The organism is Cellulomonas sp. C5510 (genome assembly GCF_019797765.1).
GTDB lineage: Bacteria > Actinomycetota > Actinomycetes > Actinomycetales > Cellulomonadaceae > Cellulomonas.
Genome location: NZ_CP081862.1, coordinates 318,564 through 343,986, shown reverse-complemented (window position 1 = coordinate 343,986; position 25,423 = coordinate 318,564). Strand labels below are relative to the sequence as shown.

The window sequence follows — 25,423 nt, the reverse complement described above, 5'->3', positions numbered from 1 at the left end:
CGCCCCGGAGGGCGGCGGACCGTCAGCCCTCCCGGAAGGACACCCCGAACCCACCGCGCGGGTAGCGCCACGTGAGGGCGCCGGGGGCCGCGACCGCCAGGCAGGTGCCGCACTCCAGGCAGGCGGCGTACTCGACGTCGATCTGCCCGTCCCGCTCGGAGTACACCCCGGCGGGGCACACCGCGATGATCCGCTTGCCCGTGCCGGTGGTCCGGCAGAGCTCCTGGTCGACGACGATGTGGGACTCCTCCTCGTCGACCTCGTACCGGTTGGCTCCGAGCCGCTCCGGGATCGTCTGCGCCTTCACAGGGCACGCACCCCCGCCCATCCGTCGCTGAGCACCGCCTTGAGCCCGATCCCGGAGCGCCCGAGAGCGGTCCGGGCGACAGCCGCGAGGTGCTTGCGCGGCGTGGTGTCGAGGCTGAACACGTCGTGGAACAGGTCGGCGGCGAGCTCGCCGTACGCCCCGTACATGCGGGGGCGCTCGAGGAACTTCGGCGCCTTCGCGTACGTCCGCAGGTCCTTGCCGACGAAGCCCTCGTCGAGACGCCGCCGGTAGCCGGCCAGCCCCCCGGCGCTGACGTCACCGGACCGGATCGCCTCGGCGACCGCCGCGCCCGCGGCGATGCCGGAGCCGATGGCCAGGTCCATGCCGCGGACCGTGAGCCCGGAGTTGATCGTCAGCCCCGCGGCGTCGCCGACGACGACGAGGCCGTCGGCCGCGAGGGTGCCGAGCATGTCGAGCCCGCCCTCGGCCACCAAGTGGGAGCCGTACTCGACGATCTCCCCGTCCCGCAGGTAGGGCGCGAGGCCGGGGTGCTCCATGAGGTGCTCGAAGATGCCCGCGGCCGTGTGGCCGGACGCCACGAGGTCGTCGAGCCGCAGCACGACGCCGACGGACAGCGACTCGGCGTTCGTGTAGAGGAACGCCCCGCCGCCGACGCCGCGGGTGCAGTCGCCGACCAGCGCGTGGGCGGCGCCCTCGTCGCCGGTGAGGCCGAACCGGTCCTCGATGACGGTGCGCGGCAGCCGGACGACCGCCTTGACGCCGACCGCGAGGTGGTTCAGCGGCTCCTTGTCCCGCAGGCCGGCCTCGCGGGCGAGGAACGAGTTGACCCCGTCCGCCGCGACGACGACGCGAGCGCGCAGCTCGTCCTCGCCGGCGCGGACGCCGACGACGCGCTTGCCGCCGGGCCCGGTGCCGGGCTCGGTCAGCAGCTCGTCGACCCGGACGCCGGGCATGACGTACGCCCCGGCCTCCTCGGCCCGCTCGGCGAGCCACGGGTCGAACTTCGCGCGGAGCACGGTGACGGCGTTCACGGGCTCGGACAGCCGCTGCGACGAGTAGTCGAGCGACACCGCGGAGTCCGGGGTGAGGAACGTCGTGACGTGCCGGGTGATCCGGCGCTCCACGGGGGCCTGGTCGGCGAACCCGGGGAACACCTGGTCGAGGACGCGTCCGTAGAGCACGCCGCCGGACAGGTTCTTGGCCCCGGGCGCCTCGCCGCGCTCGATGAGCGCGACGGACAGCCCCTCGGACGCCAGCTGGTGCGCGGTGACGGAGCCGGCCGGGCCGGCCCCCACCACCACGACGTCGAAGTCGGGCTCGTCGGCCATGGTGCTCAGGCCTCCAGCGCCGCGGCGAGCGCGGGCAGGACGGCGTAGAGGTCGCCGACGACGCCGTGGTCGCACTGGGCGAACACCGGGGCGTCCGGGTCGGAGTTGATCGCGACGACGACCTTGGCCCCGGCGACGCCGACCATGTGCTGCACCTGGCCGGAGATGCCCGCGGCCACGTACAGGTCGGGGGCGACGTGCTGCCCGGAGATGCCGATGTAGCGGTCCTTCGTCAGCCAGTCGTGGCCCTCGGCGAGCGGCCGCGAGCACGCGACCTCGCCCCCGAGCGCCGCGGCGAGCCGCTCCACGATCGCCAGGTCCTCGCGGGCCTTGAGGCCGCGGCCGATGCCGACGACCACGCGGGCGCCGCCCAGGTCGACGGCCTCACGCCCGGAGGCGCGCTCCTCGCGGACCCGCACGGCGGTCGACGGGGCAGCACCGGCCTCCTCGACGGCGACGGGCGCGACCGGCTCGGAGGACCCGCCGGGCGCGACGGTCAGGACGGCCGGGCCGCCCGTGACGCGCTCGGTGCGCACCGCGATGCCGCCGTGCACGTCACGCTGCACGACGACCGCGCCGTCCTCCAGCGTCACCTCGGTGACCCCGGTGAGGACCGGCGCCCCGCAGCGCGCGGCGACCGCGCCGGCGAGCGCGCGCCCGCCGTCACGGGCCGGGGCCACGACCAGCCGCGGCGCGGCCTGCGCGACCGCGTCGGCGACCGCGCCGGCCCAGGCCTCGGCGGGCGCGCCCTCGGCGTCGCCCAGCCACAGCACCCGGTCGACGCCGGACGCGGCGACCGCGTCGGCCACCGGCCGCGCACCGACCACCACGGCGGTGACCGTGGCGCCCGGGGTCTGCGACACGGCGGCGCGGGCCACCGCGACAGGGCCCGCGACCGCCGCGTCGCCGTCCACCAGCACCAGGACGTCCTGCGTGCTCTCGTTCATCGTCTCTGCTCCTTCTGGCTGCAAGCGTCCGGCGGTCACAGCGCGCCGGCGGCGCGCAGCGCGTCGACCAGCTCGGCGGCCGCGGCAGCCGGGTCGGCGGTGGTGATGACGTTCCGGCCGCGGGCGCTGGGCGCCGGCCGGGAGGAGCCGACGACCTCGGTCACGGCGACCGGGGCGGGCACGTCGAGGTCGGCGAGCGCGAGCACGTCGGTCGGCTTCTTGGCGGCCCCGAGGATGTCCTTCATCCCGGGGACGCGCGGCACGACGGCGTCGGCGGCGACGGCCAGCACGGCCGGGCCGGTGACGTCGAGCACCTGCACGCCGCGGTCGGTGGCGCGCTCGACGACGAGCCCGCCGTCGGCGGCCTGCACGTCGCCGACGTCGCCGAGGCCCGGCCAGCCGAGGTGGCCGGCCAGCGTCATCGGGACCTGGCGGTCGCCGTTGTCGACGGACTCCGGGCCGGTGACGACGACGTCGACGTCCCCGATGGCGCGCACCGCGGCGGCCAGCACCGCGGCGGTGGCGGTGCTGCCGGCGCCGGCGAGGGCGTCGTCGGCGACCAGCACCAGGCGCTCCGGCCCGCGGGACAGGGCGGCCTTGCGGGCCAGCGGGGTGTCGGACGACGCCGGGCCGACGGACAGCGCGACGACCTCGCCGCCGGTGGCGTCCGCGAGGCGGCGCGCGACCTCGAACGCGACGGGGTCGTGCTCGCTCACGGCGCCCTTGGCGCGGCTCCAGTCGACGGTGCCGTCCGGGCGCACCTCGGCGTCCTGGGGGTTCGGCGCCCACTTGTAGGCGACGACGATCTTCATGGGGTTCTCCTCCGGCAGGCGGTGGTCGGTGGGGTCAGCGGGTGCTCAGCTGTGGTCCTTGACGATCTGCCGGCCGGCGATGTGGACCATGATCTCGTCGGTGCCGCCGCCGAACCGGTGGCCGCGGATGTCCCGCCACAGGCGCGAGACGCGGGTGCCGACGGTGACGCCGACGCCGCCGAAGATCTGCATCGCCTCGTCGGCGACCTCGAACGCGGCCATCGCGCAGTAGCGCTTGCACAGCGCGCCCTGGCTCTTGAGCGGCACGTCCTGGTCGAGCATCCACGCGGTCTTCAGGACGAAGTTCCGCATGTTCTCGATCTTGATCGCCATGTCGGTCAGCTTCTGCTGGATGAGCTGGAACTGGCCGATCGGCTTGCCGAACTGCACGCGCTGGGCGGCGTAGGTGGCGGCGTCCTCGAACGCGCACTCCGCCAGGCCCCAGCACTGCGAGGCGATGACGAGGCGCTCCATCTCGAAGTTGCGCATGAGCTGCTTGAAGCCGGCGCCCTTGACGCCGACCAGGCAGGACTCGGGCAGCGTGACGTCGTCGAGGAAGATCTCGCAGGAGTCGGAGATGTGCCAGACGATCTTCTCGAGGCGGTTGGTCGAGACGCCCGGGGCGTCCATCGGCACCAGGTACATCGAGATGGCGGCGCGCGGGTCGGCGACCGACGGGTCCTTCGCCATGAGCAGCAGGTACTTGGACTGCAGGGCGTTGGTGATGAGGGTCTTGGTGCCGTTGAAGGTCACCATGCCGTCGTGGTGGACGGCGGTGGTCGCCATCGCGGCGTTGTCCGAGCCGGCGCCGGGCTCGGTGAACCCGAGCGCGAACGGCACGTCGCCGTCGGCGAGCAGGCCGAGGATCTCCTGCTTCTGCTCCTCGTTGCCGAACTCGAGGATGTCCATGGCCTGGAGGAGCTCGAGGCCGTAGCCGTTGTTGAGGCCCTGGCGGGCGACGCGCGCCGCGAGCAGCACGAGCGTGGTGGCGTCGACCGGCGTGCCGCCGTACTCCTCGGGGAAGCCCAGCGAGGCGAAGCCGGCCTCGTGCAGGGCCTTGCGGAACGACGTCGGCGGTGTGTGCGTCGCGTCGAGCTCCGCGATGTACGACTCGGGGCACTCGCGCTCGAGCAGGTCGTCGAGGCTCGAGAGCAGGAGCTCCTGCTCGTCCGTCAGGCCGAAGTCCATGGTGCTGCACCCTCCTGGTGGTGGCGCCGGCGCGTCGTCGCGTCCGGGGATGGGCGGGCTCGCGGCCCGCGCTGGATCCATCGTGGGCCGGGCGTCGCGCGCCGTGCGGGGACCATCGTCCCAATTACCGACTCCGGCAGTCCGAAATTGTCCGACGACCTCGGGGACGATGGTCCCAATTACCGACTGCCCCGGTCCGAAATAGTCGGCGGTGCAGCGTCCTGCCGACGAAGGAGTCCGCCCGTGGCCCAGATCATCACTGCCGAGGAAGCCGCCGCCCTGATCCCGGACGGCGCCACCGTGGCCCTGTCCGGCTTCGGCCTGTCGTGCGTGAACGAGGAGACGATGGCCGCGGTCGAGCGGCGCTTCCTCGCGACCGGGGCGCCGAGCGCCCTGCACGTCGTGCACGCCAGCGCGGTCGGCAACCGCCGCGACAAGGGCATGAGCCACTGGGGCCACCGCGGCCTGGTGAAGCGCTGGATGGGCGGCATCGCGATCGCCTCCCCCGCGTTCGCGCAGCTCATCTCCGAGGACGCCGTGGAGGCCTACAACCTGCCGCAGGGCGTCATCACGCAGCTCTACCGGGAGATCGCCGCGCACCGGCCCGGCGTCGTCACCAAGGTCGGGCTCGGCACGTTCGTCGACCCGCGGGTCGAGGGCGCGCGGATGTCCGCCTGCACCACCGAGGACTACGTCCAGGTGATCGAGCTCGCCGGCGAGGAGTGGCTGTTCTACCCCTCGTTCCCGATCCAGGTCGGTCTGGTCCGCGGCACCGTCGCGGACACCCACGGCAACCTCACGATGAGCAAGGAGGGCCTCAAGATGGAGGTCCTGCCCATCGCGCAGGCCGTGCACAACTCGGGCGGCATCGTCATCGCGCAGGTCGAGTCCGTGGCCGAGGCCGGCTCGCTCGACCCCAACGACGTCAAGGTCCCCGGCCTGCTGGTCGACTACATCGTCGTCTCGGAGCCGGAGAACCACTTCCAGACCGAGAACACGCACTACAACCCGTCGTTCTCCGGCCAGCTGCGCGTGCCGCTGTCGAGCGTCGCCTCGATCCCCCTGGGCGAGCGCAAGGTCATCGCGCGCCGCGCGGCCATGGAGCTGCGCCGGGGCGCCGTGCTCAACCTCGGCGTCGGCATCCCCTGCGACGTCGGCTCGGTCACCGCGGAGGAGGGCGTCAGCGACCTGATCCTGGGGACCACCGAGGCCGGTGCCGTCGGCGGCGTGCCCGCGGGCCTGAAGGACTTCGGCCACTCCTGGAACCCCGAGGCGCTCGTCGACCACCACGCGCAGTTCGACTTCTACGACGGCGGCGGCCTCGACGTCGCGGTGCTCGGCCTCGCGCAGACCGACGCCCACGGCAACGTCAACGTGTCGAAGTTCGGCAGCCGCGTCGCGGGCTGCGGCGGGTTCATCAACATCTCCCAGTCCGCCCGCACCCTGGTGTTCGCCGGCACGTTCACCGCCGGCGGCCTCGAGACCGAGGTCGTGGACGGCACCCTGCGGATCGTCACCGAGGGCCGTGCCCGCAAGTTCCTGGCCGACGTCGAGCAGATCACGTTCTCCGGGGCGGTCGCCACGAAGGCCGGCCAGCGCGTGCTCTACGTGACCGAACGTGCCGTGCTCGAGCTGCGCGACGGCCGCATGACGGTCACCGAGGTCGCCCCCGGGATCGACCTGCAGCGCGACGTGCTCGACCAGATGGACTTCGTCCCCGACGTCGCCGAGGACCTGCGGACGATGCCCGCCGGCCTGTTCTCCGAGAAGTGGGGCGGGCTGGCCGACATCGTCGGCTGACCCCGCCCCGGGGCACCACGCCCCCGCACCACCCGCACCACCTCTCCCGCGTCAACCGCACTCGCCGGAAAGGCACACCCCCCATGACCTCGACGACGTCGTCGCCCCCCACCATCAACCGCTGGGCCGTGCTCTGGTCCTCCGTCGCCGTGCTCATGTGCACCGGCGCCATCTACGCGTTCTCCGTGCTCGCCGGCCCGCTCAGCGCGACGCACGGCTGGACCATGCCGCAGGTGATGATGGCCTTCACCATCAACGCGGCGGTCGGCCCGATCCCGATGATCGTGGGCGGCATCCTCACCGACCGCGGCTGGACCCGCTGGCTCGTGCTGGTCGGCGGCCTCATGTTCGCGGCCGGTTTCGCGCTGACCGGCGCGGCCACCTCGCTCACCGCCCTGTACCTGTCGTACGGCGTGCTCGCCGGCCTCGGGCAGGGCCTGGCGTACTCCGGCTGCCTCGGCAACACGATGAAGCTGTTCCCGGACCGCCGCGGCATGGCGGCCGGCCTCATCACCGGCGGCATGGGGGCGGCGTCCGTGATCGCGGCGCCCGTCGCCAACGCGATCATCGCCGGCCCGGGCGTGCGCTCCGCGTTCGTGTGGATGGGCTCGGTCTACGCGGTGGTCGTCGTCGTGGCCTCGTTCTTCCTGCGGGCCGCGCCGGTCGGGTACGCACCCGCCGGCTGGACCCCGCCGGCCGGGCGCCCGGCGCTCGCCGTGACCTGGAAGCGCACCCTGGCCACGCCGGCGTTCTGGGCGATCTTCGTCATGATGGCGTTCGGCGCGTTCTCGGGCCTCATGATCGCCTCCAACGCGTCGCCGATCGGCCAGAACATGTTCGGCCTCACCGCGGCGACCGCCGCCGTGTTCGTGTCGGTGTACTCCGCCTGCAACGCACTCGGCCGCGTGGTGTGGGGCGCCGTCTCCGACCGCCTGGGCTACACCACGGCGCTGACGATCATCTACGGCGTCGTCGCGCTCTGCCTGCTGGTCCTCGTCACCGTCGGCTCGACCGTCGGCTTCGCGATCGGCATCATCGGCCTGGGTCTGTGCTTCGGTGGTGTCATGGGCGTCTTCCCGGCACTGACGATGACCAACTTCGGCCCGCGGTACCAGGGCGTGAACTACGCGATGGTGTTCGTCGCCTACTCGGTGTCGGCGTTCTTCGCGCCGCGCCTGGCGTCGGGCATGGCGGCCGAGCGTGACGGCGACTTCACCGTCCCGTTCGTCATCGCCATCGTGCTCGCCGTCGTCGGCGCCGGCCTGGCCACCCTGTTCCGCCGCATCCAGCGCGCCCACCTCGAGCGGATGTCCGCGGCCTCGCCGGCCCCGGCACCCGCCCCCGCCGTGGCCCGCTGACCCGATGGACCCGGCCGGCCCGGCCCCCACCCCCGTGGGCCGGGCCGGCCGTCCCGCACCCGGAGGACCGATGCACGTCGACCTGAGCACCGCCGCGGCGCTCGAGCAGGTCGCTGCGCACCAGCCCGCCACGCCGAGCCTCGTCTACGGCACGGCGACCACCTCCGCCGGTGACCTCGCGCGGCAGGTCCGCACGCTCGCGGCGGCGCTCGCCCGGGCGGGGGTCGCACGGGGCGACCGGGTGGTGCACGTCGGCCGCAACAGCGCCTCGCTGCTGCTGACCGTCCTGGCGTGCGCACCGCTGCGCGCGGTGGCCGTGCCCCTCGGCTTCCGCAGCGCGCCCGCCGAGCTCGCGGTGCTGCTCGACCGGTGCGAGCCGGCCGCCGTCATCGCCGAGCCGGCCCACGTCGACGCCGTCGCGGCGTGGCGCGGCGGCCCCCGCGTCGTGCGCGTGCAGGTCGACGACGACCCCCTCGCCGGCACGCCCGTCGCGGTCGACGGCTCGTGGCAGCGGTGGTCGGCGCTGCTCGCGGGCGACGACCCCGGTACCGTCGGCGGCGCGCGGGCCGACGACACCGCGCTGCTGCTGTTCACCTCCGGCTCCTCCGGGCGCCCCAAGGGTGTCGTCCTCACGCACGCCAACCTCTGGTGGAGCGCCGTCGGCGCGGACGCCGCCTTCCGGACCGGCCGCGGCGGCACGACGCTCGCGGTCGCCCCGATGTCGCACATCGGCGGCCTGAACGGCCTGACGCTCCGCACGCTCGCGACCGGCGGCCGGGCCGTCGTCCGACGCGCGTTCGACGCCGACGACGTGCTGCACGACATCGCGCGGCACCGCGTCACGTCGCTGTTCGGCGTCCCGGCGATGTACGCGGCACTGGCCCGCTCGCCGTGGTTCGACGCCCTCGACCTGACCAGCCTGCGCACGGCGCTCGTCGGCGGCGCACCGCTGCCCGAGACGCTGCTGCACCGGTTCCTCGAGCGCGGCGTCCCGCTCCAGCAGTCGTGGGGCATGACCGAGACCGCGCCGGCGTGCACCTGCGTGCCGCGGGGCCGGGTCCGCGAGCGCGGCACCACCGTCGGGCTGCCGCTCGCGCACATCCGGCTCCGGCTGGTCGACCCGGCCACGGGTGCGGACGTCGACAGGCCCGGCACGGCCGGGGAGCTCTGGGTCTCAGGGCCGCAGGTCACGAGCGGCTACTGGCGCGACCCCGACGCGACGGCGCGGGCGTTCCCGGAGCCCGGCTGGCTGCGCACGGGCGACGTCGCGGTCCGGGACGCCGACGGCAGCTACCGCATCCGCGGCCGGATCGGCGATGTCATCAACACCGGCGGGGAGAAGGTGCACCCGTCCGAGGTCGAGGCGGCGCTGGAGGGCGGACCCGGCGTGGGGGCGTGCGCCGTCGTCGGCCTCCCGGACGAGGTGTGGGGGGAGACCGTCACCGCCGTCGTCGTGCCGGCGCCCGGCACCGTGCCGGACCTCGCCGAGCTGCGGGAGCACGCGGCCCGCTCCGTCGGGCGCCACAAGCTGCCGCGCCGGCTCGTGCTGCTGACGGAGCTGCCGACGACGGGCACCGGCAAGGTGGACCGGGCGCAGGTGCGGGCGCTCGCGGCAGCCGCGCGGGCCGAGCACGTGCCGGCGTACACGCAGCGGGAGCACTGACCGCCGGGATCCCGCGGCCGAGCACGGCGACACGTGCACGGTCCCACCGGTTCCCTCTTGCATCGACATGTGTCAACATAGAGACATGTCGAACCAAGAGCTCCGCGACATCGTCATCGTCGGTTCTGGCCCCGCCGGGTACACCGCCGCGATCTACGCGGCGCGCGCGGGTCTGGCCCCCTACGTCATCGCGGGGTCGGTGACCGCCGGTGGTGCGTTGATGACGACCACGGACGTGGAGAACTTCCCGGGGTTCCCCGAGGGGATCCTGGGCCCGGACCTGATGGACAACCTGCAGCAGCAGGCCGAGCGGTTCGGTGCGCAGGTGCTGTGGGACGACGCGGTCGAGGTCGACCTGGCCGGGCCGGTCAAGACGATCGTGACCGGCGGCGGGCAGACCGTGCGTGCCCGCGCGGTGATCCTGGCCACCGGGTCGGCCTACCGCGAGCTCGGGCTGGCCGACGAGAAGCGGCTGTCCGGGCGCGGGGTGTCCTGGTGCGCGACCTGCGACGGGTTCTTCTTCCGTGACCAGGACATCATCGTGGTCGGCGGCGGGGACTCCGCGGTCGAGGAGGCCACGTTCCTGACCCGGTTCGGCAAGTCCGTCACGATCGTGCACCGCCGCGACGAGCTGCGGGCCTCCAAGATCATGGCCGACCGCGCCAAGAACGACCCGAAGATCTCCTTCGCCTGGAACAGCGAGGTCGTCGCGATCCACGGCCAGGACAAGGTCACCGGCGTCACGCTGCGCGACACCCTCACCGGGCAGACCCGCGAGCACGGCGCCACCGGGGTGTTCGTCGCGATCGGGCACGTCCCGCGCACCGAGCTGCTGGTCGGGCAGGTCGACCTGGACGACAACGGGTACATCGTGGTCGAGGGCCGCTCCACCCGCACCACCCAGCCCGGGGTGTTCGCCGCCGGAGACGCGGTCGACCACACCTACCGGCAGGCCATCACCGCCGCCGGCTCCGGCTGCGCCGCCGCCCTGGACGCCCAGCACTACCTCGCCGCGCTCGCCGACGTCGACCCCGCCTCCCCCACCGACATCCCCGCCGCCATCGAGAACGCCGACATCGACACCGGCGAGGTCCTCGCCGCCCAGGGCGCCGACACCGCCACCGCGGCGGTGGCCCGATGAGCGCGCAGGCGCCCGACCTGACGGAGACCCGGGGTCGGCTGTCGACGCTCGACCGCTGGTTGGCGGTGTGGATCGGCCTCGCCATGGTCGCCGGTCTCGCGCTCGGGCGGTTCGTGCCGGCCCTGGGCGACGTGCTGGCCGACCTCGAGGTCGGAGGGATCTCCCTGCCGATCGCGCTCGGCCTGCTGGTGATGATGTACCCGGTGCTGGCGAAGGTCCGCTACGACCGCGTCGCCGCGGTCACCGGTGACACGCGGCTCCTGGTGAGCTCGCTCGCGCTGAACTGGGTGGTCGGGCCGGCGCTGATGTTCGCCCTCGCGTGGGTCTTCCTGCCCGACCTGCCCGAGTACCGCACCGGGTTGATCATCGTGGGCCTGGCGCGCTGCATCGCGATGGTCGTCATCTGGAACGACCTCGCGTGCGGGGACCGCGAGGCGGCCGCGGTGCTGGTCGCGATCAACTCGGTGTTCCAGGTCGTGGCGTTCTCCCTGCTCGGCTGGTTCTACCTGAGCGTGCTGCCGGGCTGGCTCGGCCTGGACACCGCCGGGCTGGACGTCTCGATCGGGCAGATCGCCGTCAACGTGCTGGTGTTCCTGGGGATCCCGCTGGCCGCCGGGTTCGCCTCGCGGTGGGTCGGTGAGCGCACCCGGGGGCGCGACTGGTACGAGGAGCGCTTCGTGCCGCGCATCGGGCCGTGGGCGCTGTACGGGCTGCTGTTCACGATCGTGCTGCTCTTCGCCCTGCAGGGCGATGCCGTGACCTCACGGCCGCTGGACGTGGCGCGGATCGCGCTGCCCCTGCTCGTGTACTTCGCCGTGATGTGGGGCGTCGGCATGCTCGCGGGCCGGGGTCTCGGCCTGGGGTACGCCCGCTCGACCACGCTGGCGTTCACCGCCGCGGGCAACAACTTCGAGCTCGCGATCGCCGTCGCGATCGGCACGTTCGGCGCCACCTCCGGCCAGGCACTGGCCGGGGTCGTCGGACCGCTCATCGAGGTCCCGGTCCTGGTCGGCCTCGTGTACGTCAGCCTGTGGGCCGGCCGGCGCTGGTTCACCGGCTCGGCTCGTCCCGCCACCGCCGTCGCACCGCAGGAGGTCCGCTCATGACCACCACGACACCCACCGCCGCCGTCGTCGACGAGGGCTGCGCCCAGCAGCCCTCGCCCGCCGACCACGCGATGGGCCTGGACGCCGCGACGCAGGTCGCCCGCACCCTCAAGGTGCTCGGGGACCCGCTGCGCCTGCGGATGCTGTCGCTCATCGCGACGTCCCCGACCGGCGAGGCGTGCGTGTGCGACCTGGCCACCGTCGCCGACGTCTCCCAGCCGACGGTGTCCCACCACCTGAAGCTGCTCAAGGACGCCGGTCTGCTGACCGCCGAGCGGCGCGGGACCTGGGTCTACTACCGGGTGCAGCCCGCGCTGCGCGGCGCCGTCACCACCCTGCTGGACTCGTTCGCGCCGGCGGCGGCCGAGGCGGCGCACCTCGCGCCGCTGACCGGGCTGACCGACGCCGAGACCGCGCTGACCCGGATCGCGGACCGGCTGTCCGCCGCGTTCCCGGACCGCGACCCCGCCGCGGTGCTCACCGTGGTCCGCGAGTCCTACACCGGCCTGGCGCGGTCCTCCGCGGTCCGGTCGCACCTGGTGGTCAACACCGAGCGGTTCGCCCGGCAGCGTCTCACCGACGCCGCCCGCGCCCTGGCCGCGGCGCAGACCCCGCACCGCCCCCAGGTCCTGTTCGTGTGCGTCGCCAACGCGGGCCGGTCCCAGCTGGCCGCCGCCCTCCTGCACCACTACGCCGGCGACGCCGTCGTCGTGCGGTCCGCGGGCTCCGCACCCGCCGGCGAGGTGCACCCCGGGGTCCGCCCGCTGCTCGCCGAGCTCGAGGCCGACGCCGAGGCGTTCCCCAAGCCGCTGACCGACGACGCCGTCCGCGCCGCCGACGTCGTCATCACCATGGGCTGCGGCGACACCTGCCCGGTCCTGCCCGGCAAGCGCTACGAGGACTGGGTCGTCGGCGACCCCGCCCTGGCCTCCGACACCGGGGTGCGCGCGATCCGCGACGAGATCGACCGCCGCGTGCGGGCCCTGCTCTCCGACCTGCTGCCCGACCTGACCGTCCCCGCCTGATCCCCGAGGAGAACCCCATGAGCGAGACCACCAAGCCCTCCGCCCTGTTCGTCTGCGTGCACAACGCCGGCCGCTCCCAGATGGCCGCCGGCTACCTCCGGCACCTGTCCGGCGGCGCCGTCGAGGTCCGCTCCGCCGGCTCGATGCCCGCCGAGCAGATCAACCCGGTCGCCGTGGAGGCGATGCTCGAGGAGGGCATCGACATCCGCGCCGAGCGCCCCAAGGTCCTCACGACGGACGCGGTGAAGGCGTCCGACGTCGTCATCACGATGGGCTGCGGCGACGCCTGCCCGATCTTCCCCGGGAAGCGCTACGAGGACTGGGCGCTGGAGGACCCGGCAGGCCAGGGCATCGAGTCGGTCCGCCCGATCCGCGACGAGATCCGCCGCCGCATCGAGGTGCTGCTGAGCGAGCTCGGCGTGCAGCCGGTGGGCTGATCCCCGGGACCGGCCCTCGACGCGCAGGTACGCTCCATGGGTGCCGACCTCCGCAGCCAGCGAGCGGCGCACCGACTCCGGTGCGCCGCCGCTGCGCACCGTCCGGCTGGTGCTCGCCCGCGAGGAGGCCGAGCGCACCGCGAGCGTGCTGCGGGCGGTGTCGGACCCCACCCGGCTGCAGCTGCTGAGCCTCGTCCACCACAGCCCGGACGGGCGCGCCCGGGTCAAGGACCTCGCGGCGGCGCTGGAGCTGCGTTCCCCGACGATCAGCCACCACGTGTCGATGCTGGTCGACGCCGGTGTGCTCGTGCGGGAGCCGGTGGGACGTGAGGCGTGGTTCAGCATCGTCCCCGACCGTCTCGCGGCGATCGCCGACCTCCTGCGCTGACCACCGCCCCGCCGGGGCTCCGGTGGTGGCCGCGGTGACGGGCGCCGCGGAGCAGGCTCTCGTCCTCGGCGACCCGGACGCCCTGCAGGTCCTCACCCTGGTGATGACGGACCCGCGCGGCAGCGCGGGTCGCGACGACCTCGTCGGGCCGGGCGTCTCCAGCCGACTCGTGCAGGCGTGCCTCGACCGCCTGTCGGTCGTCGGCCTCGTCGAGCAGAGCGGGGCGGGTGGCCGGTACACCGCGACGGCGGAGGCGTACATGCGGTTCGGTTCCGTCGTCGAACCGGCGGCACCGCCCGGGCGTGCGACCGTGCGCGCGCACGCCGCGGCTCTCGACCGGGTCGCCGCCGACCTCGCCGTCACCTTCCGTGGCGTCTTCAGCGAGCAGACCGTCGCGCGCTACGTCCACGACAGCTACGACGTGCTCGCGCGGCGCGCGCGGGTGGCGCAGCACCTGCCCGTCCTGGCCGCGCGGTTCGCGAGGGACCGGCTGAGCGCACTCGCCCGCGGTGAGGGGAAGGTGCCCCGGGACGGGACCGACGTGCTCTTCGTGTGCGTCCGCAACGCCGCCCGGTCGCAGATCGCCGCGGCGGCGCTGCGCCGCCACGCCGGCGGATCCGTCTCGGTGCGCACCGCCGGCTCGGCACCCACGTCCGGCATCGACCCGGAGGTCGTGGCGGCGATCAGTCGCCGGGGCTGGTCGCCGGCCCTGGAGTTCCCGAAGCCGCTGACGGACGAGGTGGTGCGGGGGGCCGACGTCGTGGTCAGCCTCGGGTGCGGCGACGCGTGCCCGGTCTACCCGGGCCGGCACTACCTCGACTGGGACGTCCTCGACCCGGCCGAGGAGGGCGTCGACATCGAGGCGGTGGTCACCGACCTGGAGTGGCGCGTGCTCGGGCTGCTCAGGCAGATCGGCGCGTGGTCCCCGACCCGCTGAGAGCGATCTCCTCCAGCCGGTACCCGAGCCCCCGCACGGTCGTGATCGCCGCCGGGGCGCCCACCCGGGCGAAGTGCCGACGGAGACGCGCGACGGCGGCCACCAGGTTGCCGTCCCGGTCGGAGGCCGACGGCCACAGCCGGCACAGCTGCTCGCGCGGGACCACCCGGCCCGGCGTCTGCACCAGGGCGAGCAGGAGGTTCATCTCCCGGCGGGCCAGCCCCAGGGGGACCCCGCCCAGGGTCGCCTCGTACGCGCCGGTGTCGACGACCAGGTCGCCCGCCGACAGCACGGACCCGCCGGGCGGCCGCGCCGGCCACACCTCCCCCAGCCGCGCGAGGACGTCGTCGATCTCGAGCGGCAGGCGCAGCAGCGGCTGAGCACCCGCGAGCACCGCATCGGCCGGCGGGAGCCCCCGCGCCGGGTCCCAGGCCAGCAGCACCGGCAGCGCCAGCTCCGACCGCAGGGCCCGCACCACCGGGCCCGCGCCCGGCCGGTCGTCGTCCGCGAGCAGCACGGCGACCTGCACCGGCCGGATCGCGAACCGCACGAGCGCGGCGAACGGGTCGGTGCAGCGCAGCACCACCAGACCCATCCCCGCGAGGTCCCGGGCGAGGCCGTCGTCCAGGGCCTGGCCCGGGTCGATCACCCCGACCGTCCCCGCCGCCCCCTCACGGCGCCACGCGCGGACGGCGTCCTCCGCCCGGCGGGACTGCGGTGTGCTGAGCCGTCGCGTCGTCGTGGCGGTCATGGTCCCCTCCGGTGTCAGCCGAACCGGCCGCTGATGTAGTCCTCGGTGCGCTGGTCGGCGGGGTTCTCGAACAACCGCGCGGTGGTGTCGAACTCGACCAGCACGCCGTGGCGTTCCCCGGCGGCGTCGACGTCGGCGGTGAAGAAGGCGGTGCGGTCGGCGACGCGAGCCGCCTGCTGCATGTTGTGCGTGACGATGACGATCGTGTAGCGCTCTCGCAGCTCGGCCATCAGGTTCTCGATGCGCAGCGTCGCGATCGGGTCGAGCGCGGAGCACGGCTCGTCCATCAGGATCACGTCCGGCTCGACGGCGATCGTGCGCGCGATGCACAACCGTTGCTGCTGTCCTCCGGACAGCCCGTAGGCGCTCTGCTTGAGCTTGTCCTTGACCTCGTCCCACAGCGCCGCCCGGGTCAGCGCCTCCTCGACCAGGTCGTCCATCGACGACGGCCTCATCCCGGTGACGCGGGGGCCGTACGCGACGTTGTCGTAGATGGACTTGGGAAACGGGTTCGGCTTCTGGAACACCATGCCGATGCGGCGCCGGACCTCGATCGGGTCGACGCCCTTCGCGTAGAGGTCCTGCCCGTGGTAACGGACGGAACCGGACACCCGGGCGGAGTCGACCAGGTCGTTCATCCGGTTCAGGGACCGCAGGATGGTCGACTTGCCGCACCCGGAGGGGCCGATCAGCGCGGTGATCTCGTGGAGGCCGAACGTCAGGGAGACGCCCTTGACCGCCTGGTGAGGGCCGTAGTGCACGCTGACGTCCTGGCACTCGAGGACCGGGGAGGGGACGTCGGGGACCTGCCGGTGGACCCCGGTGTGCGGCCGGGAGTCCAGGGAGCCGGTGTCGTCGGGGTGCACGTCGCGCCCGGCGGTGGTGCTCGTCATGTCGGGGTCCTCGGGGAGCGGGGTCACCAGCGACGCTGGGACCGGTTGCGGATGATGATCGCCAGCGCGTTCATGGCGAGCAGGATCACGACGAGCAGGACGGACGCGGCCGCCGCCAGCTCGCGGAACCCCGCCTGGGGGCTGTTGGTCCACCCGAAGATCTGGATGGGCATGGTGGTGAAGCCGCTCAGCAGCCCGTTCGGGTCGAAGGAGATGAACACCAGGGCGCCGAGCAGCAGCAACGGCGCGGCCTCACCCAGGGCCCGCGAGAGCGCCAGGATCGTCCCGGTGGAGATGCCGGGGACCGCGGCCGGCAGCGTCACGCGCCAGGTGGTCTGCAGCTCGGTCGCGCCCAGCGCGAGCGACGCCTGGCGCTGCTCGCGCGGGACGGCGCGCAGCGCCTCGCGGGTCGAGATGATGATCACCGGCAGGATCAGCAGTGCGAGCGCGAGTGCACCGCCGATCACGATGTTCTTGTTCTGCACCCCGATGAGGGACAGGGTGCCGATCGCGAGCATCCCGTAGATGATCGACGGGATCGCCGACAGGTTCTGGATGTTGAGCTCCAGCAGCCGGTTCACGCGGCTGTGCCGGTCGGCGAACTCCTCCAGGTGGACGGCGGCGGCGATGCCGAGCGGGACGGAGAGCACCGCCGTCGTGCCGATCACCCACAGGGAGCCGAGGACGGCGGGGCGCGCGCCGGCCTCCTCCGGCCGGGACGACGGGTACTCCGTGAGCAAGGTGGGGCCGAGGCGGTCCCCCGCCTCGACGACCGTGCTGACGAGGAGCGTCACCAGGGTCGCGAACGCGACGAGCAGGCTCGCCCAGAGCAGGACCAGGAACAGCGTCGCGCCGGGGCTGCGCTCCCGGGAACGCTGCCCGGTCGGCAGCGCCCGGTGGGCGGACGGCGCGGTGGTGGCGGTCATCAGTACTCCTGCCGGAACCGGTGCACGCGGCGGATGCTGATCAGGTTCACCACGAACGTCAGCAGGAACAGCAGCAGCCCCACCGCGAACAGGGTGTCGTACTCGAGGGAGCCCACACGGGAGTCGCCGAGCGCCATGCGGGCGATGAACCCGGTCATGGTGGCGCCTTCCATGGTGGGGTCGGTGACCATCTGGGGCCGGGCGCCGGCGGCGATCGCGACGATCATCGTCTCGCCGATCGCCCGCGAGATGCCCAGGACCACCGCGGCGACGATCCCGGACAGGGCGGCCGGGAAGACGACCCGCAGCGTGGTCTGCATCCGGTTCGAGCCGAGCGCCGCCGATGCCTCGCGGAGCGCGTTCGGCACGGCGCTCATCGCGTCCTCGGACAGGGAGGCCACCGTCGGGATGATCATCACGCCCATCACCAGCCCCGCGGCCAGGATGGAGAACGTCCCGACGTCGATCCCGAGCCGGTCGCGCAGGGCCGGGCCGACGAAGCTCAGCGCGAAGAACCCGAAGACGACCGTCGGGACACCGGCGAGCAGCTCGAGGACCGGCTTGAGGACCTGGCGCACCCGGGGGCGGGCGTACTCCGCGAGGTAGGCCGCCGCGCCGAGCCCGCAGGGCACCGCCACGGTCAGCGCGATCGCCGTGGTCCAGGCGGTGGCGGTCACGAGCGGCAGCACCCCGAACGACGGGTCGGCGAACTGCGGCGCCCAGCGCGTGCCGGTCAGGAACTCCACGACCGGCACCTGCTGGAAGAACCCGATCGCCGGGACCAGCAAGGAGACGACGATGCCGGCGGTGATGAGCACCGACAACGCCGCCGCCGCGCGCAGCAGGAGGCGGACCGCGGTCTCGCCGCGACGAGGGCGCACCTGGCTCAGGGCCCGGTCGGCCCGCAGGCCGGAGCGGCCCTGTGCGGCGGGGCCGCTCCGGAGGTCCTGCGTGGCGGTCATGTCAGCCGACCAGCGCGGCCAGCTCGTCCTGGGCGGTCTGACGCTGCTCGTCGGTCAGCGGGACGAACAGGGCGTCCGAGGCGGCCTGCTCGCTGTTCTCGACGTAGAAGTCCACGAAGTCGCGCAGGGCCTCGTTCTCGGTGTACTTGGCGTTGTTCACGTAGATGAACAGCGGACGGCCGAGCGGCACGTAGGTGCCGTCCTGCACGGTCTCGGTGGACGGGACCACACAGCCGTCCCCGCCGTCGACACCGACGAGCGTGACCTGGTCGGCGTACTCCTCGGCGTAGGACAGGCCGAAGAAGCCGGTGCCCCCGACGGCACCGGTGACGCCCTGCACCGTGAGGTTGTCGTCCTCCGACGGGGAGTAGTCGGCGCGGATCGCACCCTCCTCGCCGTTGATGGCCTCGGTGAAGTAGTCGAAGGTGCCCGAGTCGGTGCCGGCGCCGTAGAGCTCCAGCGGCTCGTCCGGGAAGGACGCGTCCACCTGCTGCCACGAGGTGATCTCGCCCTCGGACTCCGGCCCCCAGATCGTGGCCAGCTGCTCGACCGTCAGACAGTCCACCCAGTCGTTCTCCGGGTTGACGACGACCGACAGGCCGTCGTTCGCCACGACGATCTCGGTGTACTCGATGCCGGCGTCGGCGCACGCCTCGATCTCCTCGTCCTTGATCGGGCGGGAGGCGTCGGAGATGTCGGTCTCGCCGGCGCAGAAGCGCTTGAACCCGCCGCCCGTGCCCGAGGTCGCGACGGTGACGTTCACGCCCGGCTGCTCGTCGCGGTAGAGGGTGGCGGCGGCCGAGCTCAACGGCTCGACGGTGGACGAGCCGTCGATGACGACCTCACCGCTCAGGCCGCCTGCCGAGCCGGACGACTCGGAGGCGGAGCCGGACTGCTGGCCGCCGCACGCGGTCAGCGCGAGCACGAGGGCCGCGGCACCGGCGGCGGCGGCAGGGAGCTGGCGCGGGATGGACACGTCGGATCCTGTCTGATCGAGGGCCTGGGTCCCGGACCGGGACTCGATCGATAGAAGTCTGTCTACATAAATCCTGGGTGAACTCACGGCGAACGACTGCCGATGAGGAGACGTCTGTCTCACCTCGCCGCGGGGCTCGCGCGCGGTCGGCCCGCCACCTCCGGTTCACCGACGTCGTGTTGACTGCCCGCAGGAACCTCGGCCCAGGAGGGAACGGCCATGCACCTGGTCGTCGTCGGCGGCTCGGACGCCGGGATCAGCGCGGCACTGCGTGCGCGCGAGCTCGACCCGCTGGCGGAGGTGACCGTCGTGGTGGCCGACGCCTACCCGAACTACTCGATCTGCGGGATCCCGTACCACGTCTCCGGGGACGTGCCGGACTGGCGGGACCTCGCGCACCGCACGCGTGAGCAGCTCGAGGCCGCCGGGATCCGCCTGCTGCTGGACACCGTGGCCACCCGCATCGACGTCGACGGGCGACGGGTGCAGGTGCTCGACCCGTCCGGCGGCGAGCGGTGGCTGGACCACGACGCCCTCGTCGTCGGGACGGGCGCGGTCCCCGTCCGCCCGCCGGTGGACGGCCTCGACGAGCTCGGCGCCGCCGACGGGGTGCACCTGCTGCACACGATGGGCGACGCGCTCGCGCTGACCGGTGCGCTCGACGGTGCGACGGTGCGTTCGGCGCTGATCGTCGGCGCCGGGTACGTGGGGGTGGAGATGGCCGAGGGGCTGACCGCCCGCGGCATCCGCGTCACCCAGGTCGAGGCGCTGCCCGAGGTGCTGCCGACGGTCGACCCCGAGCTCGGCGCCCTCGTCCGGGCCGAGCTGGCCCGTCACGGCGTCGACGTCCGCACCGCCACCACCGTCACCCGCGTGGAGCGGGCGACGGGCGACGGCGCACGGCTGCGCGTGTCGGCGACAGGGCCGCAGGGCGGCACGGCCTGGGAGGTGGACCTGGTGCTCGTGGTGGTCGGCGTCCGGCCCGACACCGGCCTGCTGGTCGAGGCCGGCGCCGCGACCGGGCCCCGCGGCGCCGTGCTCGTCGGACCGGACATGTCGACGGGCCTGCCGCAGGTGTGGGCGGCGGGCGACTGCGTGACCACCCACCACCGCCTGCTCGGCACCGCGTACCTGCCGCTGGGCACCACGGCGCACAAGCAGGGGCGGGTCGCCGGGGAGAACGCCGTCGGCGGTCGGGCGCGGTTCGCCGGCGTCGTGGGCACGCAGGTGGTGAAGGTGTTCGACCTGGTCGCCGCCCGGACCGGCCTGCGGGAGCACGAGGCGGCGGCCGCCGGATTCCGGCCCGCGACGTCGGCCAGCACGCCGGACGACCACAAGCGGTACTACCCCGGGGCCGCGCCGGTGCACATCCGGGTCACGGGCGACGTGAGCACGGGCCGCCTGCTCGGCGCCCAGCTGGTCGGGGCGCTCACGACGCAGACCGCGAAGCGGGTGGACACCGTCGCCACCGCCCTGTTCCACGAGATGGACGTCGCGGCGCTGGCCGACCTCGACCTCGCCTACACGCCCCCGCTCGGCTCGCCCTGGGACGCGGTGCAGGTCGCGGCCCAGGAGTGGGTCGCCGAGCACGGGCGGGGCCCGGAGCACGAGCGGGGCCCGGAGCACGGGCGGGGCCCGGAGCACGAGCCGGCCGCGCGCGGGACCGTCACGCCGTAGCCGCGCGGCCCGGGGCGCCCACGGGACCTGTCCGGCGCGCGGACCCGCACCCTGGTCGGCGCGCTCCTCACGACGCGAGGTGGGCGGCGAGCAGCTCCGTGACGCGCGCCGTCGTCGGCACGCGACCGGCGACGAGCACCTGCTCGTCGACGACGAGCCCGGGGGTGCTCATGATCCCGTAGGCGGCGATCTCCGCGTAGCCGGTCACCTTGACGACCTCGGCGTCCACCCCGAGCTGCGCGAGCGCGTCGCGGGTGACCCGCTCGAGCGCGGCGCAGTTCGCGCACCCGGGGCCGAGGATCTTGATCAGCATGGTGCTCTCCCTCTCGTGATCACGCCAGGACGGCGTTGAACAGGTACCCGACGAGGACGATCCCCGCGCCGACCACAGCGACGAAGACGGCGATCAGCGGCGGCCGGAGCACGCGGCGGAGCAGGATCATCTCGGGCAGCGACAGCGCGACGACCGCCATCATGAAGGCCAGGAGCGTGCCCATCGGCAGCCCCTTGTCGTGCAGGGCCTCGACGAGGGGCAGGATGCCGGCGGCGTTGGAGTACAGCGGGATCCCCACGACGACGGCGAGCGGCACCGCCCACGGGTTGCCGGGCCCGGCGTAGCGCGCGAAGAAGTCCTCCGGCGCCCAGCCGTGGATCACCGCCCCGACGCCGATCCCGACCAGCAGGTACGGCCAGATGCGCCGCAGGATGCCGACCGCCTCCTCCCACCCCATCCGGAGGCGGTCGTCCCAGGACAGGTCCGCCGTCGCCGTGACCACCTGGCCACGCAGCCGCGTCTCGAACACGAACGGCTCCACCCAGCGCTCCGCGTGCACCCGCCCGAGGACCAGCCCGCCGGCCACCGCGACCACCAGGCCGGCACCGACGTAGAGCGCCGTCGCCCCGGGGCCGAACAGCCCGAGCAGCAGCGCGATGGCCACCTCGTTCACCATCGGGGACGCGATGAGGAAGCTCATCGTCACGCCGATGGGCACGCCCGCGGACACGAAGCCGATGAAGGCGGGCACCGCGGAGCACGAGCAGAACGGCGTCACGACGCCGAGCCCGGCCGCCGCGACGTTGCCCAGCCCCTCCCGCCGACCCCCGAGCAGCGCCCGGGTGCGTTCCACCGACATGAACGACCGCGCGACGGTCACCACGAAGACGATCGCGACCAGCAGCAGCAGGATCTTGACCGAGTCGTAGAAGAAGAAGTGGACGCCCGAGCCCCAACGGGACGCCGGGTCGAGGCCGCCGACGTCGAGCACGAGCCAGTCCCACAGGGCGGCGTTGGACCGGTACGCGACGACCCAGGCCACCGCCGCGCCGAGCCCGAGCACCCAGCGCCGCGCCGCGGGGTGGGCTCGCAGCCCGCGCACCGGCGAGACGGTCACGAGACCTCCTGGAGCGACACCCGGCCCACGGTCGGGAGCGCGGCGACGAGCCGCTCGTGCGCGTCCTCCGCCAGGGTGTAGTCCACCCAGCGGCCCCGCCGTGACGTGGTCACGAGGCGGGCGTCCCGCAGGACCTTGAGGTGGTAGCTCAGCAGGTTCGGGGCCACGGGGACGTGCGCGCGCAGGTCGCACACGCAGCGGGGGCCGTCGGCGAGCCGCTCCAGCACGGACCAGCGCACCGGGTCCCCGACCGCCGAGAGCAGGCTCACGGCCGCGTCCCCGGGCCGGGCTCCCAGTTCAACCGGGGTTGAATCAACCATGATCGAAACGTAGGAGCACCGGGCGCCGTCCTCCAGGGACCTACGTCTCACGCCGGCGGGACGCCTCTCAGGCGGGGCAGCAGGCCGGCACCACCGAAGCCGGCCGGGCGGTGCGCCCGGTGAGGCGCGTCCCGAGCAGCGCCAGCTCCGCGCGCAGGCGGTGCCGGGCGCGGACCACGCAGCCCGGGCACTCCCTCGCCCGGCGCCGCAGCTCGGCGTCGCGCACGACCTCCCGCTCGTGCTGGCGGTAGGCGGTCAGGGACAGGTCCGGGTGCATCACGACTCCTCGGGCTGCTCGGGCTTGCGGGCACGCACCACGGCACCGTGCATGCCGTCCGCCACCGGGTGCGTGAACGTGACCTCGGCGTCGACGAAGCCCGCCGCCGCCAGGCCGCGCAGGTACTCCGTGCGCGACAGGGCACCGGCGATGCAGCCGACGTACGACCCGCGCTCGGCGCGCTCCCCGGGCGTGAGGCGGTCCTCGGCGACGACGTCGGAGATGCCGACCCGCCCACCGGGTACGAGCACGCGGAACGCCTCGGCCAGCACTGCGGGCTTGTCGGGCGACAGGTTGACCACGCAGTTCGAGATGACGACGTCGACCGTCGCGTCGTCGAGAGGCAGGTCCTCGATCGTGCCGCGGCGGAACTCGACGTTCGTCGCCCCGGCCCGCTCGGCGTTCGCGCGCGCCAGTGCGAGCATCTCGTCGGTCATGTCGACCCCGTAGGCGAAGCCCGTGGGGCCGACGCGCCGGGCGGAGAGCAGCACGTCGATGCCGCCGCCGGACCCGAGGTCCAGCACCCGCTCGCCCTCGCGCAGCTCGGCCACCACCAGCGGGTTCCCGCAGCCGAGCGAGGCCGCGAGCGCCTCCGGCGGCACCGCGTCGGCGTCCTCGGCGGCGTAGAGCGCCGACCCGAACCTGTCGTCGATGACGAGGTCCTGGGGCCCGCAGCCCCCGACCGCGTCCGTCGCGCCCCCGCCGCAGCAGCCGGCGTCCCCGCTGCCCTGCACCGCCGCGAGCGCGTACCTCGCCCGCACCTGCTCCCGGATGTCCTGCGTCATGACTCTCCTCCATCCCATCGACGTGTGTCGATGGGATGGAGTGTGACGCGGGAGATCGATGGCTGTCAATATCGACGTCGGTCGATCGCCGGACTACGATCGGGTCATGGCCCTGGACCTGCTCCCCGTCGCTCCGAGCCCCGCGGCCCGGGCGGGCGCGTGCTGCACCCCGGTCACCGGCGCGACGATGGACGCCGAGGACGCCGAGCGCACCGCGCGCACCCTCAAGGCGCTCGCCGACCCGGCGCGCCTGCGCCTGCTGTCGATCCTCGCCGCGCACGAGGGCGGCGAGGCGTGCGTCTGCGACCTCACCGAGCCCGTCGGGCTCTCGCAGCCGACGGTGTCGCACCACCTGAAGGTGCTCACCGAGGCGGGCTTCGTCACCCGCGAGAAGCGCGGCGTCTGGGCGTACTACACGCTGGTGCCCGAGGCGGTCGCCGACCTCGGCAGCCACCTCGGCGCGCACCTGGGCCGCGCCACCCGCTGAACGGCACGGCCGGCCGCGGGCCTCAGTGGCTGCCGAGCCTCCCGGCCAGGCGGCTGTGCCGGCGCGCGCTGTCCTCGTCGAGCCCGACGATCCGCACGGACTTCCCCTTCCGGCCGTACTTCGTCACGATCGCGTCGAGCGCGGCGACGGTGGACGCGTCCCAGACGTACGCACGCGACAGGTCGACGACCACGCGGTCCGGGTCCCCGTCGTAGTCGAACTGGTAGACGAGGTCGTTCGACGACGCGAAGAACAGCTCCCCCGCCACCGCGTACACCCGCGCGCCGTCGGCGTCCGGGGCCTCGAGCCGGGTGACCGTCGTCAGGTGGGCGACCCGGCGGGCGAACAGCAGCGTCGCCGTGAGGACCCCCGCCACCACGCCGTAGGCCAGGTTGTGCGTCGCCACCACCACCGCGACGGTCACCAGCATGACCGCCGTCTCGCTGCGGGGCATGCGGCGCAGCGTCGACGGCCGCACCGAGTGCCAGTCGAACGTCGCGACGGACACCATCACCATCACCGCCACGAGCGCCGCCATCGGGATCGTCCCCACGACGTCGCCCAGCCCGACGACGAGCACGAGCAGGAACGCCCCCGCCAGGAACGTCGAGATCCGGGTGCGGGCGCCCGACGCCTTCACGTTGATCATCGTCTGGCCGATCATCGCGCAGCCGCCCATGCCCCCGAACAGGCCGGACAGCACGTTCGCCACCCCCTGGCCCCACGCCTCCCGGGTCTTGTCCGAGTGGGTGTCGGTCACGTCGTCCACGAGCTTGGCGGTCATCAGGGACTCGAGCAGGCCGACCAGCGCCATGCCGAGCGCGTACGGCGCGATGATGCGCAGCGTCTCGAGGTCCAGCGGGACGTCCGGCCACAGCAGCGACGGCAGGCTGTCCGGCAGGGCGCCCTCGTCGCGCACCTCCGGCACGCGCAGCCCGGCCACCGCGACCACGACGGACAGCACGAGGATCGCGACCAGCGGGGCGGGGACCACGGTGGTGACCCGCGGCAGCAGCACGATGATCGCGAGGCCCGCCGCGACCAGCGGGTACACCGCCCAGGGCACGTCGACGAGGTGCGGGAGCTGGGCCAGGAGGATGAGCACGGCGAGCGCGTTGACGAACCCGACCATCACCGACCGCGGGATGAAGCGCATCAGACGCGCGACGCCGGCCACGCCGAGCACCACCTGGAGGACCCCGGCGAGCACCACCGTCGCCAGCACGTAGTCGAGGCCGTGGTCGCGGGCGACCGGCGCGATGACCAGGGCGACCGCACCGGTGGCGGCGGAGATCATGGCCGGGCGCCCTCCGAGGAACGCCAGCGACACCGCCATGACGAACGAGCTGAACAGCCCGACGCGCGGGTCGACCCCCGCCAGGATCGAGAACGAGATGGCCTCGGGGATCAGGGCGAGCGCGACGACGAGCCCCGCCAGCACCTCCGTGCGCAGGCGGCGGGGCGAGCGCAGGGCCGCCCGGACGGAGTGGGCGGCGTCCGCCTCGGGGACGACGGGGAGCGCGGCGGCAGGGCGGGGCGTGGGCACGAGGGAGAACTCT

The 25,423-nt window shown here is 73.9% G+C and carries 27 protein-coding genes; 11 read left to right on the top strand and 16 right to left on the bottom strand.

The annotated features are described in order from the left end of the window. Positions 1-22: 22 nt before the first annotated feature. Genes K5O09_RS01535 through K5O09_RS01515 form a run of 5 tightly spaced genes read right to left on the bottom strand, consistent with a single transcriptional unit; the run spans position 23 to position 4,564 of the window. A complete protein-coding gene (locus K5O09_RS01535; protein ID WP_222171143.1) occupies positions 23-307 on the bottom strand; it encodes a ferredoxin family protein in 285 nt (94 codons plus the stop codon). Next, positions 304-1,617 carry an FAD-dependent oxidoreductase gene (locus tag K5O09_RS01530; protein WP_222171142.1) on the bottom strand — a complete coding sequence of 438 codons (1,314 nt, stop codon included), beginning with the start codon at positions 1,615-1,617 and terminating at the stop codon, positions 304-306. Before K5O09_RS01530 ends, K5O09_RS01535 begins: the two co-directional genes overlap by 4 nt. Before the next feature lie 5 nt (positions 1,618-1,622). Beyond that, entirely contained in the window at positions 1,623-2,564 is a 942-nt protein-coding gene (locus K5O09_RS01525) for an electron transfer flavoprotein subunit alpha/FixB family protein (protein ID WP_222171141.1), read from the bottom strand. Between the two features lie 35 nt (positions 2,565-2,599). Beyond that, positions 2,600-3,376, bottom strand: coding sequence for a hypothetical protein (locus K5O09_RS01520; protein WP_222171140.1), 777 nt, complete (start codon positions 3,374-3,376; stop codon positions 2,600-2,602). 45 nt (positions 3,377-3,421) lie between these two features. Beyond that, positions 3,422-4,564, bottom strand: a complete 1,143-nt coding sequence (locus K5O09_RS01515; protein WP_222171139.1) for an acyl-CoA dehydrogenase family protein — start codon at positions 4,562-4,564, stop codon at positions 3,422-3,424. Between the two features lie 243 nt (positions 4,565-4,807). Between K5O09_RS01515 and K5O09_RS01510 the strand changes: the two genes are divergently transcribed. The 9 genes from K5O09_RS01510 (at position 4,808) to K5O09_RS01470 (ending at position 14,419) form a co-directional block, all read left to right on the top strand. Further along, on the top strand, positions 4,808-6,364 hold the full coding sequence (locus K5O09_RS01510; RefSeq protein ID WP_222171138.1) for an acyl CoA:acetate/3-ketoacid CoA transferase: 1,557 nt from the start codon (positions 4,808-4,810) through the stop codon (positions 6,362-6,364). A gap of 83 nt (positions 6,365-6,447) precedes the next feature. Continuing rightward, on the top strand, positions 6,448-7,722 hold the full coding sequence (locus K5O09_RS01505) for an OFA family MFS transporter (RefSeq protein ID WP_222171137.1): 1,275 nt from the start codon (positions 6,448-6,450) through the stop codon (positions 7,720-7,722). Positions 7,723-7,792: 70 nt separating this feature from the next. Next, entirely contained in the window at positions 7,793-9,385 is a 1,593-nt protein-coding gene (locus tag K5O09_RS01500) for a class I adenylate-forming enzyme family protein (RefSeq protein ID WP_222171136.1), read from the top strand. Between the two features lie 85 nt (positions 9,386-9,470). After that, positions 9,471-10,526: a thioredoxin-disulfide reductase gene (trxB, locus tag K5O09_RS01495; RefSeq protein ID WP_222171135.1), complete on the top strand. Its 1,056-nt coding sequence runs from the start codon at positions 9,471-9,473 to the stop codon at positions 10,524-10,526. Then, positions 10,523-11,632, top strand: coding sequence for an ACR3 family arsenite efflux transporter (arsB, locus tag K5O09_RS01490; RefSeq protein WP_222171134.1), 1,110 nt, complete (start codon positions 10,523-10,525; stop codon positions 11,630-11,632). Before trxB ends, arsB begins: the two co-directional genes overlap by 4 nt. Beyond that, entirely contained in the window at positions 11,629-12,657 is a 1,029-nt protein-coding gene (locus K5O09_RS01485; protein ID WP_222171133.1) for a metalloregulator ArsR/SmtB family transcription factor, read from the top strand. The genes arsB and K5O09_RS01485 overlap by 4 nt, the downstream gene beginning before the upstream one ends. Positions 12,658-12,674: 17 nt before the next feature. Beyond that, positions 12,675-13,094 carry an arsenate reductase ArsC gene (locus tag K5O09_RS01480; protein WP_222171132.1) on the top strand — a complete coding sequence of 140 codons (420 nt, stop codon included), beginning with the start codon at positions 12,675-12,677 and terminating at the stop codon, positions 13,092-13,094. A gap of 40 nt (positions 13,095-13,134) precedes the next feature. After that, positions 13,135-13,482 (top strand): helix-turn-helix transcriptional regulator, encoded by a 348-nt coding sequence (locus tag K5O09_RS01475; RefSeq protein ID WP_222171131.1) that lies wholly within the window; start codon positions 13,135-13,137, stop codon positions 13,480-13,482. A 34-nt stretch (positions 13,483-13,516) separates the two neighbouring features. Further along, entirely contained in the window at positions 13,517-14,419 is a 903-nt protein-coding gene (locus tag K5O09_RS01470) for a low molecular weight phosphatase family protein (protein WP_222171130.1), read from the top strand. Here the strand turns inward: K5O09_RS01470 and K5O09_RS01465 are convergent. Genes K5O09_RS01465 through K5O09_RS01445 form a run of 5 tightly spaced genes read right to left on the bottom strand, consistent with a single transcriptional unit; the run spans position 14,385 to position 18,927 of the window. Further along, positions 14,385-15,170, bottom strand: coding sequence for a winged helix-turn-helix domain-containing protein (locus K5O09_RS01465; protein WP_222171129.1), 786 nt, complete (start codon positions 15,168-15,170; stop codon positions 14,385-14,387). The two genes, K5O09_RS01470 and K5O09_RS01465, sit on opposite strands and share 35 nt — an antisense overlap. Before the next feature lie 14 nt (positions 15,171-15,184). Next, the gene (gene pstB / locus K5O09_RS01460; protein ID WP_222171128.1) at positions 15,185-16,063 is read right to left on the bottom strand and encodes a phosphate ABC transporter ATP-binding protein PstB; all 879 of its coding nucleotides are present in this window, start codon (positions 16,061-16,063) and stop codon (positions 15,185-15,187) included. A 23-nt stretch (positions 16,064-16,086) separates the two neighbouring features. Beyond that, positions 16,087-16,989: a phosphate ABC transporter permease PstA gene (gene pstA / locus K5O09_RS01455; protein ID WP_222171127.1), complete on the bottom strand. Its 903-nt coding sequence runs from the start codon at positions 16,987-16,989 to the stop codon at positions 16,087-16,089. Next, positions 16,989-17,951: a phosphate ABC transporter permease subunit PstC gene (gene pstC, locus K5O09_RS01450; RefSeq protein ID WP_222171126.1), complete on the bottom strand. Its 963-nt coding sequence runs from the start codon at positions 17,949-17,951 to the stop codon at positions 16,989-16,991. Before pstC ends, pstA begins: the two co-directional genes overlap by 1 nt. A gap of 1 nt (position 17,952) precedes the next feature. Beyond that, complete coding sequence (locus K5O09_RS01445; protein ID WP_222171125.1) at positions 17,953-18,927, bottom strand: PstS family phosphate ABC transporter substrate-binding protein; 975 nt, start codon at positions 18,925-18,927, stop codon at positions 17,953-17,955. A 219-nt stretch (positions 18,928-19,146) separates the two neighbouring features. On the opposite strand from K5O09_RS01445, the gene K5O09_RS01440 reads away from it, so the two are divergent. After that, complete coding sequence (locus tag K5O09_RS01440; RefSeq protein ID WP_222171124.1) at positions 19,147-20,604, top strand: FAD-dependent oxidoreductase; 1,458 nt, start codon at positions 19,147-19,149, stop codon at positions 20,602-20,604. Positions 20,605-20,671: 67 nt separating this feature from the next. On the opposite strand, the gene K5O09_RS01435 is transcribed toward K5O09_RS01440, so the two are convergent. From K5O09_RS01435 to arsM, 5 genes are all read right to left on the bottom strand, one after another. Beyond that, entirely contained in the window at positions 20,672-20,917 is a 246-nt protein-coding gene (locus K5O09_RS01435; protein WP_222171123.1) for a thioredoxin family protein, read from the bottom strand. A gap of 19 nt (positions 20,918-20,936) precedes the next feature. Next, the gene (locus tag K5O09_RS01430) at positions 20,937-21,995 is read right to left on the bottom strand and encodes a permease (protein ID WP_222171122.1); all 1,059 of its coding nucleotides are present in this window, start codon (positions 21,993-21,995) and stop codon (positions 20,937-20,939) included. Continuing rightward, positions 21,992-22,264, bottom strand: a complete 273-nt coding sequence (locus tag K5O09_RS01425) for a helix-turn-helix transcriptional regulator (protein ID WP_255595971.1) — start codon at positions 22,262-22,264, stop codon at positions 21,992-21,994. The genes K5O09_RS01430 and K5O09_RS01425 overlap by 4 nt, the downstream gene beginning before the upstream one ends. A 118-nt stretch (positions 22,265-22,382) precedes the next feature. Further along, a complete protein-coding gene (locus K5O09_RS01420; RefSeq protein ID WP_222171120.1) occupies positions 22,383-22,592 on the bottom strand; it encodes a hypothetical protein in 210 nt (69 codons plus the stop codon). Beyond that, positions 22,592-23,377, bottom strand: a complete 786-nt coding sequence (arsM, locus tag K5O09_RS01415; protein ID WP_222171119.1) for an arsenite methyltransferase — start codon at positions 23,375-23,377, stop codon at positions 22,592-22,594. Before arsM ends, K5O09_RS01420 begins: the two co-directional genes overlap by 1 nt. A 106-nt stretch (positions 23,378-23,483) precedes the next feature. On the opposite strand from arsM, the gene K5O09_RS01410 reads away from it, so the two are divergent. After that, the gene (locus tag K5O09_RS01410) at positions 23,484-23,864 is read left to right on the top strand and encodes a metalloregulator ArsR/SmtB family transcription factor (protein WP_222171118.1); all 381 of its coding nucleotides are present in this window, start codon (positions 23,484-23,486) and stop codon (positions 23,862-23,864) included. Between the two features lie 22 nt (positions 23,865-23,886). Here the strand turns inward: K5O09_RS01410 and K5O09_RS01405 are convergent, their stop codons facing one another. After that, complete coding sequence (locus K5O09_RS01405; RefSeq protein WP_255595970.1) at positions 23,887-25,410, bottom strand: SulP family inorganic anion transporter; 1,524 nt, start codon at positions 25,408-25,410, stop codon at positions 23,887-23,889. Between the last annotated feature and the right edge of the window lie 13 nt (positions 25,411-25,423).